The organism is Geodermatophilus siccatus, from assembly GCF_900103785.1.
GTDB lineage: Bacteria > Actinomycetota > Actinomycetes > Mycobacteriales > Geodermatophilaceae > Geodermatophilus > Geodermatophilus siccatus.
In genome coordinates this window covers 461,064-474,276 of sequence record NZ_FNHE01000001.1, presented here as the reverse complement: position 1 = coordinate 474,276, position 13,213 = coordinate 461,064, and the positions used below count along the sequence as shown (strand labels likewise).

General features: G+C 74.9%; 9 protein-coding genes. 8 read left to right on the top strand and 1 reads right to left on the bottom strand.

Annotated features, from left to right (window positions below):
- Nucleotides 1-2 precede the first annotated feature (2 nt).
- The 5 genes from BLS21_RS02160 to BLS21_RS24460 all read left to right on the top strand — a co-directional run bounded on the left by BLS21_RS02160 (nucleotide 3) and on the right by BLS21_RS24460 (nucleotide 7,284).
- Nucleotides 3-1,883 (top strand): methylmalonyl-CoA mutase subunit beta, encoded by a 1,881-nt coding sequence (locus BLS21_RS02160; protein ID WP_091213164.1) that lies wholly within the window; start codon nucleotides 3-5, stop codon nucleotides 1,881-1,883.
- Nucleotides 1,880-4,087: a methylmalonyl-CoA mutase gene (gene scpA, locus BLS21_RS02155; protein ID WP_091213161.1), complete on the top strand. Its 2,208-nt coding sequence runs from the start codon at nucleotides 1,880-1,882 to the stop codon at nucleotides 4,085-4,087. The genes BLS21_RS02160 and scpA overlap by 4 nt, the downstream gene beginning before the upstream one ends.
- A gap of 16 nt (nucleotides 4,088-4,103) precedes the next feature.
- Complete coding sequence (meaB, locus tag BLS21_RS02150) at nucleotides 4,104-5,093, top strand: methylmalonyl Co-A mutase-associated GTPase MeaB (protein ID WP_091213157.1); 990 nt, start codon at nucleotides 4,104-4,106, stop codon at nucleotides 5,091-5,093.
- Nucleotides 5,094-5,181: 88 nt separating this feature from the next.
- Nucleotides 5,182-6,237, top strand: a complete 1,056-nt coding sequence (locus BLS21_RS02145; protein WP_091213154.1) for an alpha/beta fold hydrolase — start codon at nucleotides 5,182-5,184, stop codon at nucleotides 6,235-6,237.
- A gap of 735 nt (nucleotides 6,238-6,972) precedes the next feature.
- Nucleotides 6,973-7,284 (top strand): hypothetical protein, encoded by a 312-nt coding sequence (locus BLS21_RS24460; protein WP_139176989.1) that lies wholly within the window; start codon nucleotides 6,973-6,975, stop codon nucleotides 7,282-7,284.
- A 61-nt stretch (nucleotides 7,285-7,345) separates the two neighbouring features.
- Here the strand turns inward: BLS21_RS24460 and BLS21_RS02135 are convergent, their stop codons facing one another.
- A complete protein-coding gene (locus BLS21_RS02135; protein WP_091213147.1) occupies nucleotides 7,346-7,819 on the bottom strand; it encodes a gamma-glutamylcyclotransferase in 474 nt (157 codons plus the stop codon).
- Between the two features lie 116 nt (nucleotides 7,820-7,935).
- Here BLS21_RS02135 and BLS21_RS02130 point away from each other — a divergent pair, with 116 nt between their 5' ends.
- The 3 genes from BLS21_RS02130 to BLS21_RS24920 all read left to right on the top strand — a co-directional run.
- Nucleotides 7,936-9,339: an NAD(P)H-quinone dehydrogenase gene (locus BLS21_RS02130; protein WP_091213144.1), complete on the top strand. Its 1,404-nt coding sequence runs from the start codon at nucleotides 7,936-7,938 to the stop codon at nucleotides 9,337-9,339.
- 135 nt (nucleotides 9,340-9,474) lie between these two features.
- Nucleotides 9,475-11,217: a zinc metalloprotease gene (locus BLS21_RS24925; RefSeq protein WP_175479366.1), complete on the top strand. Its 1,743-nt coding sequence runs from the start codon at nucleotides 9,475-9,477 to the stop codon at nucleotides 11,215-11,217.
- Nucleotides 11,218-11,285: 68 nt separating this feature from the next.
- On the top strand, nucleotides 11,286-13,213 hold a 1,928-nt coding region (locus BLS21_RS24920; protein WP_483866613.1), incomplete at its 3' end, for an LGFP repeat-containing protein.

The window sequence follows — 13,213 nt, the reverse complement described above, 5'->3', positions numbered from 1 at the left end:
TCGTGAGTAGCTCCGATCAGCAGGCAGCAGCACCCGCCGACGCCGAGGTCCCGGCCGAGCACGAGGTCCCCGACGACCTCCGGCTCGCCGCCGGGTTCCCGGCCGCGACCCGGGAGGCGTGGCGCGAGCTGGTCGCCGGGGTGCTGCGCAAGGCCGGGCGCGAGGACCTGCCCGACCCGGTCGAGGACGCGCTGCGGGTGCCGGTGGCCACCGGCGTCAGCGTCGCCCCGCTCTACACCGCCGAGGACGCCGGCGACCTGCCCACCGCGGTCGGCGTCCCGGGCCTGGCCCCCTTCGTCCGCGGCGCCCGCCCCGGGTCGGCCGGCGAGGTGCCCGGCGGCTGGGACGTCCGCCAGCAGCACGCCCACCCCGACGTCGCGCTGACGAAGGAGGCGATCGCCGCCGACCTGGAGAACGGCGTCACCTCGCTGTGGCTGGAGCTCGGCGAGGGGGCGGTCCCGGTCGACGCGCTCGGCGACGTCCTGGCCGACGTGTACCTCGACCTCGCGCCGGTGTCGGTCTCCGGCGGGCTGGGGGCCGCCGAGGCCCTGCTCGCCCACGTCGCCGGCCGCACCGACCTCGCCCCCGGCGGCTCGCTCGGCCTCGACCCGCTCGGCGTGCAGGCCGCCTCGGGGGAGGAGCAGGACCTCACCGGGCTGGCCGACGTCGCCCGCCGGGCCCCCGCGGGCTGGCGCACCGTCGTCGTGGACGCCACCGTGTTCCACGACGCCGGGGCCTCCGCCGTCGAGGAGCTCGGCTGCTCGCTGGCCGCGGGTGTGGCCTACCTGCGGGCGCTGACCGACGGCGGGCTGTCCACCGACGAGGCCTTCGCCGCGCTCGAGTTCCGCTACGCGGCCAGCGCCGACCAGTTCACGACGATCGCCGCCCTGCGCGCCGCCCGCCGGCTGTGGGACCGGGTCGGTGAGGTCAGCGGGGCCTCGCCCGACGTGCGCGCCCAGCGGCAGCACGCCGTCACCTCCTCGGTGATGACGACCAGGCGCGACCCGTGGGTCAACATGCTGCGGACGACGGTCGCCTGCTTCGCCGCCGGCGTGGGCGGGGCCGACGTCGTCACCGTGCAGCCCTTCGACGCCGCCCTCGGCCTGCCCGACGCCTTCTCCCGCCGGATCGCCCGCAACACCCAGAACCTGCTGGTCGAGGAGGCGCACCTGGCCCGCGTGCTCGACCCGGCCGGCGGCTCCTGGTACGTCGAGGCGCTCACCGACGCCCTGGCCGAGGCCGCCTGGGGCTGGTTCACCGAGATCGAGCGGGCCGGCGGGCTGGCCGCCGCCCTGGGCTCGGGCCTGGTCCGCGACCGGATCGCCGCCGCGTGGGACGCCCGCGCCGAGCGGCTGGCGCACCGCACCGACGCCATCACCGGCGTCAGCGAGTTCCCCAACCTCACCGAGAGGCTCCCCGAGCGGCAGCCCGCCGCGGACCTGCACCCGACCGGGGGGCTGCCGCGGGTGCGGGCGGCGCAGGCGTTCGAGGAGCTGCGCGACCGCGCCGACGCCGCCCGGCGGGCGGGGTCGGAGCCGAGGGTCTACCTCGCCACCATCGGCTCGATCGCCCGCCACACCGCGCGCGCCACCTTCGCCGGCAACCTGCTCCAGGCGGGGGGAGTGGCGACGCCCTCGGGGGACGGGGCCTCCGGCCTCGCCGACGCGGGGACGACGGTCGCCTGCATCTGCGGCACCGACAAGGACTACGCGGAGTCCGCGGCGGCACTCGCCGCGGAGCTGCGCGCCGCCGGGGCCACCGCGGTGTGGCTGGCCGGCAAGCCGTCGCTCGCGGTCGAGGGCGTCGACGGGTACGTGTACGCCGGGTGCGACGCGCTCGACGTCCTGCAGCGAGTCCACGAGCAGCTGGGAGTGCCGGCATGAGCGTCATCCCCGACTTCGGCGGCGTCGAGCTGGGCCGCCCCGCGGCGGCCGCATCGGTCGACGACTGGGCCAAGACCTTCAAGGAGACGACGGGCCGCGGCGTGGAGGAGGCCGCCTGGGAGACCCCCGAGGGCATCGCCGTCCCGCCGCTGTTCACCCCCGCGGACCTGCGGGGTCTGGACTTCCTGGCGACCTACCCCGGCATCGCGCCGTACCTGCGCGGGCCCTACCCGACCATGTACACGACGCAGCCGTGGACGGTCCGCCAGTACGCGGGGTTCTCCACCGCCGCGGAGTCCAACGCCTTCTACCGGCGCAACCTCGCCGCGGGGCAGAAGGGCCTGTCGATCGCCTTCGACCTGCCCACCCACCGGGGCTACGACTCCGACCACCCGCGCGTGGTGGGCGACGTCGGCATGGCCGGGGTGGCGGTCGACTCGATCCTGGACATGCGGCAGCTCTTCGACGGCATCCCGCTGGACCGGATGAGCGTCTCGATGACCATGAACGGCGCCGTCCTGCCGGTGCTGGCGCTCTACATCGTCGCCGCCGAGGAGCAGGGGGTGGAGCACGGTCAGCTGACCGGGACCATCCAGAACGACATCCTCAAGGAGTTCATGGTCCGCAACACCTACATCTACCCGCCCAAGCCGTCGATGCAGATCATCAGCGACATCTTCGCGTTCACCTCGCAGGAGATGCCGCGGTTCAACTCGATCTCCATCTCCGGCTACCACATCCAGGAGGCCGGGGCGACGGCCGACCTGGAGCTGGCGTACACGCTGGCCGACGGCGTGGAGTACCTGCGGGCGGGCAAGGACGCCGGGCTCGACGTCGACGCGTTCGCGCCGCGGCTGAGCTTCTTCTGGGCGATCGGCATGAACTTCTTCATGGAGGTCGCCAAGCTGCGGGCCGGGCGGCTGCTGTGGGCGCGGCTGGTCAAGGAGGCCGGCGCGCAGAAGGACAAGTCGCTGTCGCTGCGCACCCACTCGCAGACCTCCGGCTGGTCGCTGACCGCGCAGGACGTCTACAACAACGTCGTCCGCACCTGCCTGGAGGCGATGGCCGCCACCCAGGGGCACACCCAGTCGCTGCACACCAACGCCCTCGACGAGGCGCTGGCGCTGCCCACCGACTTCTCCGCGCGGATCGCCCGCAACACCCAGCTGCTGCTGCAGCAGGAGTCGGGGACGACGCGGGTCATCGACCCGTGGGGCGGCTCGGCGTACGTGGAGCGGCTGACCTACGACCTGGCCCGGCGCGCCTGGGCGCACATCGAGGAGGTCGCCGAGCACGGCGGCATGGCCCAGGCCATCGACGACGGCATCCCGAAGCTGCGCATCGAGGAGGCCGCCGCCCGCACCCAGGCGCGCATCGACTCCGGCCGGCAGCCGGTGATCGGCGTCAACAAGTACCGGGTCGACGCCGACGAGGCGATCGAGGTGCTGCGGGTCGACAACGCCGACGTGCTGGCCCAGCAGAAGGCCAAGCTCGAGGAGCTGCGCGCCTCCCGGGACGACGGCGCGGTCCGCGAGGCGCTCTCCCGGCTCACCGACGCCGCGCGGGCGGCGGCCGAGGGACGGCGCGGTCGCGAGCTGGACTCGAACCTGTTGAAGCTCGCCGTCGACGCGGCCCGGGCCAAGGCGACCGTCGGGGAGATCTCCGACGCGCTCGAGGAGGTCTACGGGCGGCACGCCGGCCAGGTGCGCACCATCTCCGGCGTGTACCGCGACGAGGCAGGAGCATCCGGCCCCATGGAGGAGACCCGCCGACTGGCCGAGGCGTTCGAGGAGGCCGAGGGACGCCGTCCCCGCATCCTGGTCGCCAAGATGGGCCAGGACGGCCACGACCGCGGCCAGAAGGTCATCGCGACCGCGTTCGCCGACCTCGGCTTCGACGTCGACGTCGGCCCGCTGTTCCAGACCCCCGAGGAGGTCGCCCGGCAGGCGGTGGAGGCCGACGTGCACGTCGTCGGCGTCTCGTCGCTCGCGGCGGGCCACCTGACGCTGGTGCCGGCACTCAAGCAGGCACTGGCCGACCTCGGGGCCGAGGACGTCGTCATCGTGGTCGGCGGGGTCATCCCGCCCGACGACGTGCCGACGCTCAAGGAGATGGGCGCGGCCGAGGTGTTCCTGCCCGGCACGGTGGTCGCCGAGGCGGCGCAGCGGCTGCTGCGGACGCTGTCCTCGAACCTCGGTCATTGACCCGCCCACCCGACTGATGGGCCGTTCCGTCGACGTCCCTGCGCTGGTCGAGGGCGTGCTGGCCGGTGACCGGCGGGCCGTGGCGCGGGCGATCACGCTCGTCGAGTCCCACCGCGCCGACCACCGGGAGCGCGCGCAGGAGCTGCTGGTCGAGCTGCTGCCGCACGCCGGGGCGGCGCGGCGGGTCGGCATCAGCGGCGTCCCCGGGGTGGGGAAGTCGACGTTCATCGACCAGCTCGGCGTGACCCTGACGGCGGCCGGGTCGAGGGTGGCGGTGCTGGCGGTCGACCCGTCGTCCGCACGGTCCGGCGGGTCGATCCTCGGGGACAAGACCCGGATGGCGCGGCTGTCGGTGGACCCGAACGCCTTCATCCGGCCCTCGCCGACCTCGGGGACCCTGGGCGGGGTCGCGCAGGCCACCCGGGAGTCGATGGTCGTCGTCGAGGCGGCCGGGTACGACGTCGTCCTGGTGGAGACCGTCGGGGTCGGGCAGTCGGAGATCACCGTCGCCGAGATGGTCGACTCGTTCCTGTTCCTGACGCTGGCCCGCACCGGTGACCAGCTGCAGGGGATCAAGCGCGGCATCCTCGAGATCGCCGACGTGATCGCGGTGAACAAGGCCGACGGGCCCGGTGCGCCCGACGCGCGCAAGGCCGCCCGCGAGCTGGCCGGGGCGATCCGCATGCTGCGCGGGCACGACGAGGAGTGGCAGGTGCCGGTGCTGACCTGCGCCGGGCTGACGGGCGAGGGCCTGGACGAGGTGTGGGCCAAGCTGGTCGAGCACCAGGACCGGCGGAAGGCGTCCGGGGCGTTCGACGAGCAGCGCCGGTCGCAGCAGGTCCGCTGGACGCGGCAGCTGGTGCGCGACGGCCTGGAGCACCGGCTGCGCGCCCACCCCGGCGTCCGGGCGGCCGCACCGCAGCTGGAGAAGGCGGTGCTGGCCGGCGAGCTGACCCCGGCGCTGGCCGCACAGCAGCTCCTGGAGACCTTCCTCCACGACTCCTGAACTCGACGGGTGAGCCAGGTCACGGAACGCTAGCGTCCGGGCAGGGCCGTGCCCGCGGTCCGTCCCCGCTGCCGAGACGAGGCCGGCCATGCCGATCGACAACCCGTACTACTCCGCTGCGGTCCACGGCGACTTCGAGCTCGCCGACATCGGCGACCTGGTGCTCGAGGAGGGGGCCACCCTCCGCGGCTGCCAGCTGGCCTACCAGACCCTGGGCACGCTCAACGGGGCGAAGGACAACGCCGTCCTGATCCCGACCTGGTACTCGGGCAACCACTCGATCATGCGGGACACCTACGTCGGGTCGGGCCGGGCGATCGACCCCGCGGAGCACTTCGTCGTCCTGGTCAACCAGATCGGCAGCGGGCTGGGCACCTCGCCGCACAACCTGGCCGGCCCCTACGGCCGGGGCCGCTTCCCTCGGGTGCGCATCGGGGACGACGTGGTCGCCCAGGAGCGGTTGCTGCGCGAGGTGCTCGGCGTCGAGGAGCTGGCGCTGGTCTTCGGCGGGTCGATGGGCGCCCAGCAGACCTACGAGTGGGCGGTCCGGTTCCCCGACCGGGTCAAGCGGGCCGCGCCGCTGGCCGGCACCGCGCGGATGTACCAGCACTGCGTCGTCTGGGCGCAGACGCTGGTCGACGCCCTCACCTCCGACCCCGGGTACGCCGGGGGCTGGTACCGCGACCCGGCCGACGTCCGCGGCGGGCTGCAGCGGCACGCCGGGCTGTTCGCGCTGCACGTGCTGTCCAACGAGTTCTGGACCGGCGAGAACTGGCGGGCGCTGGGCTTCAGCTCGCCGGAGGACTTCGTGGTCGGCTTCCTGGAGGCGTACTTCGAGCCGATGGACGCCGGTGACCTGCTGACCCAGGCCTGGAAGTGGCAGCACGGCGACGTCAGCCGGCACACGGGCGGGGACCTCGCCGCCGCGCTGGGCCGGATCACCGCGAGGACGGTGGTCATGCCCATCAGCACCGACAAGTTCTTCCCGCCCGAGGACTGCGCCGCCGAGCAGGTGCTCATCCCTGGCAGCCAGTTCCGGGTCATCGAGGACGTGCACGGCCACGCCTCGCTGTTCGGGCTCACGCCGTCCTACCTCGACCAGGTCGACGACGCGCTGCGCAAGCTGCTCGAGACGCCGGCCTGAGCGGGGTCGGGGCCGCGATCACGGCGCCATGATCGCCGGGTCGTCCCCAGGGGGCGGGGGCTTCCACAGATCCCGGTCCCAGGGACGTCCCGCAGTCGATCGGTCGCATCCTCCACCGGGTGGACCGAGGCCTCACGCGCACCGTGGACCGGCAGGGCGGTGTCCTCACCCGTGAACAGGCAGTGGGCTCCTGCTCACCGGCGGAGATCCGCTCGCACCTCAGACGCCGGCTCTGGCGACCGACCCCGTGGCGGGGCATCTACGTGGACGGCGATGTGCCGGACGGACCTGGGGCGCTGATCCGCGCCGCTGCCCTCTGGCTGGGTGGTGACCTGGTGGCCTGCCACAGCACCGCGGCGTCGCTCTGGGGCTTCGACCTCCGCGCGAACGACCTCGCTCGCAGGGAGCCGCTGCAGTTCCTCGGTCCGGCCGGCCTGCAGAACCGCCGTCTCGCCGGGCTGCAGGTCCACCCGTCGTCGCTCGGGACTGGTGACGCGGTCCTGCACCGGGGGGTCTGGTGCACACCACCGGCCCGGACAGCGTGTGACGTCGTCCGGCTCGGCGCCGCGGTCGACGGCCTCGCCAGCCTGGATGCGGCCCTCAGGGGCGGGGACCTGCACGGCGGATCAGCTGAGGGCCGCGCACCACGACCAGTGCGGTCTGCGTGGCGTCGTCCGGCTGGGACGGCTCATCCCGTTCGCCGACGGTGCGGCGGAGTCGGCGATGGAGTCACGGATGCGTTGGCGGTTCCTGGCTGCTGGGCTCCCGACCCCGCGCGTGCAGGTGGAGGTGGCTGACGGGTACCGGCGCCACCGGCTCGACGTCGGCTGGGAGGAGGAGCTGGTGGGCGCCGAGTTCGACGGCCTGGGAGCGCACACGACCCGGCAGCAGCTCGCCGCGGACCGGGACCGGCACAACTGGCTCACCGAACGGCCCTGGACCCTGCTGCACTTCACCGCCGTCGACGTCCACCGGCGGCACGTGCGGATGGTGGACACCGTCGCTCGTCACCTCGGCAGCCCCCGCCGGACGATCATGGTGCTGTGACCACCGATCGAGGCCCGGAGGTGGTCACGGCGCCATGATCGCGAGCCGGAGAGGCCGCCGGTCAGATGCCGGTGGAGCGGCACTCGCGGCCGCGGAGCTCGACGAGGTAGTCGTCCGGGGCGCCGGCGGCCTCGGCGGCGTCGGCGAGCGCGCCCAGGTACCGCGCGGAGGGCAGCCCACCCTCGAAGGCGTCGAGCACGTAGACCCAGGCCACCTGGTCGCCGGTGAGCGTGTGCACCCGCAGGTGCAGCTTCCGGTAGAGGCCCTGGTCGGCGCCCTCCCAGGCGTCGAGCGCCTTCTCGTCGGCCTCGGTGAGGTCGTAGAGGGCGACGAAGACGCCGGGGCCGAGCGACTCGCCCGGTGTGGTGTCGTCGGGGACGAGGGTGGCCAGGGCCCCCTCCCAGCCGTACTCCTCGGCCCCGAAGGTCAGCCGCCAGCCCTTGATCCAGCCGGTGCCGGTGTGCGGGGAGGAGGGGCAGCGCCGGAGCATCTGTGCGGGATCCATGTTCGACCCGTAGGCGGCGTAGAGGCCCATCACCGGCAGCCTACGACCGTGTGGCGCGCCCCTCGGTGGGAGATGAGCCACGTCGTCACCCGGAACGGGGAGAATGGTGCACCGCACGTGTCCACAGAGCACCGAGAAGGACTCCCATGACCCGCATCGTGATCATCGGCGGCGGTCCGGCCGGCTACGAGGCCGCGCTGGTCGCGGCATCCCTCGGTGCGCAGGTCACCGTGGTCGAGCGGGACGGCGTCGGTGGGGCGAGCGTGCTCACCGACTGCGTCCCCTCCAAGACCTTCATCGCCTCGGCCGGCGCGATGACCAACGTGCGCGACTCGGCCGCCCTCGGCGTGCAGGGCGCCGAGCTGGCCACCGTCGGCATCGACCTCCCCGCGGTCAACCAGCGGGTCAAGGGCCTCGCCGTGGCGCAGTCCGCCGACGTCAGGGCCCGGCTGGTCGCCGAGGGCGTGCGGGTCGTCGCCGGGCAGGGCCGGCTCTCCGACGAGGTCCGCGGCCTGGTGGAGCACCGGGTCGAGGTGCTGGACGGCGACGGCGCGGTCACCGAGACGCTGGAGTGCGACGTCGTCCTGGTCTCGACCGGGGCCGACCCGCGCGTGCTGCCCGGCGCCGAGCCCGACCACGAGCGGATCCTCGACTGGCGCGACGTCTACGACATCCAGGACATGCCCGAGCACCTCGTCGTCGTCGGCTCCGGCGTGACCGGCGCCGAGTTCGCCTCCGGCTACCTGGAGGCCGGCGTCCCGGTGACGCTGGTGTCCTCGCGCGACCGGGTGCTGCCCGGCGAGGACTCCGACGCCGCCGAGGTGCTCGAGGAGGTCTTCCAGTCCCGCGGCGGCCGGCTCGAGCGCGGCCGGGCCGGGGCGGTGCGGCGCAGCGAGAAGGGCGTCGTCGTCGAGCTCACCGACGGGCGCACCGTCGAGGGCTCGCACGCGCTGATGACCGTCGGCACCGTGCCCAACACCGCCGGGCTCAACCTGGAGCAGTGCGGGGTCGAGCTCTCGCCGTCGGGGCACGTCGTCGTGGACCGCGTCTCGCGCACGAGCGTGCCGGGCATCTACGCCGCTGGTGACGTCACCGGCGTGTTCCAGCTGGCGTCGGTCGCGGCGATGCAGGGCCGGATCGCCATGTGGCACGCGCTCGGCGAGGCGGTCACCCCGATCCGGCTCAAGACGGTCTCGGCGAACGTCTTCACCCACCCCGAGATCGCCACGGTGGGCGTGCAGGAGAAGACGCTGCCCGAGGGCGCCGACATCGAGGTCGTGCGGTTGCCGCTGGCCACCAACGCGCGGGCCAAGATGGCCGACCTGCGGGACGGGTTCGTGAAGCTGTTCGCCCGCCAGGCGACCGGCGTGGTCGTCGGCGGGGTCGTCGTCGCGCCGGGGGCCTCCGAGCTGATCCTGCCGATCGCCCTGGCGGTCACCAAGGGGCTGACGGTCAGCGACCTGGCGCACACCTTCGCGATCTACCCGTCGCTGTCCGGCTCGATCACCGAGGCCGGCCGGCGGCTGATGAGGGCCGACGCACTGGCGTAGCGGGTGGGGTGCGTGAGGCGTCCCTGACGGGTCGCCGGGGGCGCGGGGGAGCCCTGGGTCGGATGTGACGGCGGGTTCGACTGGATCCCCGGCGTCCGGTGCCGACGCGCGCGCGGGCTGCCGAGGACAGGGGGGATGCGCCTCCACCGGAACCCCCCCGCCCCCCGCCGCCCGCTCCGGGCGCTGGCCGGTGCGGTGACCGCGCTGGCCCTCTCCCTGACGCTGCCGGCGACGGCGGCCCGGGCGGAGGAGGCCGCGGGGCCGTCCACCGTCGTCGGCGAGATCGTGCAGGCCTGGCCCGAGGCGGGGCCGGCCGGCTCCGCCGCGGAGGCCGAGCACGCCGAGGCCCCGCTGACCTGGGTCGAGAGCCCCACCGGCGAGGCGGTCCGCGTGCCGACCGAGGCGGTGGCCGGCCTGGCGGTCGGCTCCACCGTCGAGGTCACGGTGGGCGCGCACGTCCCCGACGCCGCCGGCCAGGAGGGCTTCGAGCCCGCCCGCGACGTGCTCGGTGCGCAGCTGCTGCAGGAGGCGCCCGAGGCGCGCGCCGCGCGGGTGGCCGGGCTGACCAACCAGGTCACCGTGGCGATGGTGGTCCCGGCCGGTGGGCGGCGGGACGGCGCGACGCTGGCCCAGCTCGTCGCCGCGGTCGAGGGGCCGGTCGCGGAGTTCTGGTCGGGGGAGACCGACGGCACCGTCCGGCTCGGCGTGACCGCCGCACACGACTGGCTGCAGACCACCGCCGGGTGCGCCGACCCCACCGCCCTGTGGAACGAGGTCGCCGACCGCACCGGCTTCGTGCCCGGCCCCGGCCGGCACCTGGTCGTCTACGTCAGCAGCCAGCCGCGGGACCTGCCCGGCTGCTCCTACGCGCTGGGCCAGGTCGGCGCCGGCGTCGGCGCGGGCGGGCGGGTCTACGTCCGCGACGTGCTGCCCTCGGTCATCACCCACGAGCTGGGCCACAACTTCGGCCTCGGGCACTCCTCGGGGCACCAGTGCGACGCCGCGATGGAGACCGGCGCCTGCCGCACCGCCCCCTACCGCGACTACTACGACGTCATGGGCGCCTCGTGGCGTGAGGTCGGGTCGCTCAACGCCCCGCAGGCCGCGCAGCTGGGCGTGCTGCCCCCCTCGGCGCAGCTGCCGGTCGAGGCGGCCGGCCCGGCCACGACGGTCACCCTCGCCCCGCTGGGGTCGCGGGCCGGCACCCGCGCGGTGCGACTGACCGACGCCACGGGCAGCACCTACTGGCTGGAGCTGCGTGCCGCGGTCGGCCGCGATGCCTGGCTCGGCGCGACCGGCAACCGCTTCGGCCTCGACTCCGGCGTCCTGCTGCACCGCACCGGCCGGATGCCCGACACCGCGCTGCTGCTCGACGGCAGCCCGTCGCCGGCCGCCGGGTGGGACGACGACCTGCGGGCCGCGCTGCCCGTCGGCGTGCCGGTGCCGGTCGCCGGTGGCGCGTTCACCGTCACCGTGGACGCCGTCACCGCGACCGGGGCGACGGTGACCGTCGTCCCCGCCGCCGGTGCCGCCGTCCCGGTGACCCCGCTGCCCGAGACCGACGCCGCGCCGCAGGTGCTGGCCGCCACGCCGGTCGCCTCCGCTCCTGACCCCGTCGCTGCCGCTCCGGCCACCCCGGCCGCCCCGGCCGGGGTGGCCGCGCCGGCGCCCGTCGTCGCCGCTGCTCCGGCGGCCCAGGAGGTCCCGGCCGCTCCGGTCGTCACGGGGATGCAGCTGGTCGAGCCGGTGCCGGCCGCGGTCCGGACCGCCTCCCGCGCGGGCTGGGCCGCGCCGGCCGCGGGCGCTGCGGGCCTGACCGCCCTCGTGCTCGCCGGCTGGGGTGTCACCCGGAAGCGGGGCGTGCGCGCCGGGGACTGAGTCCCGCCTGTACCCACCGGCCCGACCTGCCGATGAGGGGACCGGCCCCTCTCGCTTGGAGATCCTCCGTGCCCCCTGTGCGCTCCCCCCGGCTGCTGGCGCTCGCCGTCGCGGCCGCCGCCGTCCTCCCGGTGCTGGTCGCACCGTCCGCCACCGCCGAGGAGCCGCCGGCTCCGGCCGCGCCCGCGGACCCGGCAGCGCCGGAGACGCCGGCCCCCGGGGACACCGTCGTGGGCGAACTGGTCCAGGGCTACGTGGACCCCTCCCCGTCGGCGGCCCTCGAGACGGAGGAGGACCACGCCGACAGCCTAGTCAGCTGGATCCGGACCGACTCGGGCGATGCGGTGCGGGTGCCGACGGAGGACGTCGAGGACATCGACACCGGCTCCACCGTCGAGGTGACCCTGGGCGCCGCCGTGGAGGACGAGGTGGCCGCGGCCGACCTCGCCCCGGCGCAGGAGGTCCTCGCCGCTGAGGTGATCGCGGCCCCGGCCGAGGCCACCGCTCCGGCCGAGGGCACGGTCAACCACCAGGTCACCGTGGTCATGCTGCAGCCGGCCGGTGCCGTCCGGGACGGCACGACCCTCGCCCAGGTGGTCGACACGGTCAACGGGCCGGTCGCCTCCTTCTGGGCCGAGCAGACCGGCGGCGCCGTCCGGCTCGGCGTGGGGCCCGCCTTCGACTGGACCACCCAGTCCTCCCTCACCTGCGAGGACCCGTTCGCGCTCTGGTCAGAGGCCGCCACCCGCGCCGGGTGGCAGACGGCCCCCGGCCGGCACCTGCTCGTGTACGTGCCGGCCGGCTCACCGGGCTGCGGCTACGGCCTCGGCACGGTCGGTACGGGGATCGGCTCGGGCGGCATGTCCTACGTGCAGGCGCCCGAGCTGTCGGTCATCGCGCACGAGTTCGGGCACAACCTGGGACTGGGCCACGCCTCCGAGCTCCTGTGCGACGGCACCCTCGACCGGGGCACGTGCGCGGTGAGCCCCTACGACGACCTGTACGACGTCATGGGCGTCTCCTGGGGGCCGGTGGGCTCGCTCAACGCGCCGCACGCGGCGCGCCTCGGGGTGCTGCCGTCGGGGGCGGCGCCCACGGTGAGGGTCGGGTCCGCACCCGTGCAGTACGCCCTGTCGCCGGTCGGCGCCCGCACCGGGACCCGGGCGCTGCGGTTGGTGGACACCAACGGGCAGGTCTACTGGCTCGAGTACCGGATGCCCACCGGCCGGGACGGCTGGCTGGGGACGGACGAGAACTGGGTGTACCTGTGGAACGGCGCCCAGGTCCGGCTGCAGAGCGGTGTCCAGGTGCGCCTGGCGGCCGAGGGGGACGACACCTCCCTGCTCCTCGACGGCACCCCGTCGCGGATGGACGGGTGGGGCAACGACCCCTGGGTGACCCTCCCGGGTCTGGACTCGGTGTGGTTCGGTCTCGGGCCGTTCCGGGTCACCGTGCTCGAGCACCGGGCGGACTTCGCCCGCGTGGAGGTCTCCACGAACGGCTTCTCCCCGCTGAGCGCCATCGAGACGGCCTACATGGCGCACGGTGGGATGGCCGGCTGGCTCGGTGCCCCGACCGGGCAGGAGTTCTGCGGCCTGCCCTGGGGTGGCTGCCGGCGGACCTACCAGAACGGCTCCCTGTACTGGAACCCGCGGACGGCGCGGGTGTTCACCATGAGTGCCGCGACCGCGGCCCGGTACGAGGCCGCGGGAGGCGCTGCCGTGCTCGGCTACCCGCATGCCGACGAGCGCCAGACCAACGCGCCGGGCGGTGCGGGCCGACTGACCTCGTTCCCCGGCGGGGACATCGTCTGGACCGCGTCGACCGGCGCCCGGTTGGTGCGCGGGGCGATCCTGGAGCGCTGGCGTGCCTCGGGCGCCGAGAACGGGCCGCTCGGCTATCCGACCGGGGACGACGTCGCGGTGCCGGGTGGGTTCAAGACCGACTTCGCCGGCGGGTCGGTCTACTGGTCGGCGGCCACGGGTGCGCGGATGGT

What these genes read in the sequence shown, in the direction of transcription:
- scpA (WP_091213161.1), top strand. Translation starts at nt 1,880, where the DNA reads ATGAGCGTCATCCCCGACTTCGGCGGCGTCGAGCTGGGCCGCCCCGCG.
- meaB (WP_091213157.1), top strand. Translation starts at nt 4,104, where the DNA reads ATGGGCCGTTCCGTCGACGTCCCTGCGCTGGTCGAGGGCGTGCTGGCC.
- BLS21_RS02145 (WP_091213154.1), top strand. Translation starts at nt 5,182, where the DNA reads ATGCCGATCGACAACCCGTACTACTCCGCTGCGGTCCACGGCGACTTC.
- BLS21_RS24460 (WP_139176989.1), top strand. Translation starts at nt 6,973, where the DNA reads ATGCGTTGGCGGTTCCTGGCTGCTGGGCTCCCGACCCCGCGCGTGCAG.
- BLS21_RS02135 (WP_091213147.1), bottom strand. Translation starts at nt 7,819, where the DNA reads ATGGGCCTCTACGCCGCCTACGGGTCGAACATGGATCCCGCACAGATG.
- BLS21_RS02130 (WP_091213144.1), top strand. Translation starts at nt 7,936, where the DNA reads ATGACCCGCATCGTGATCATCGGCGGCGGTCCGGCCGGCTACGAGGCC.
- BLS21_RS24925 (WP_175479366.1), top strand. Translation starts at nt 9,475, where the DNA reads ATGCGCCTCCACCGGAACCCCCCCGCCCCCCGCCGCCCGCTCCGGGCG.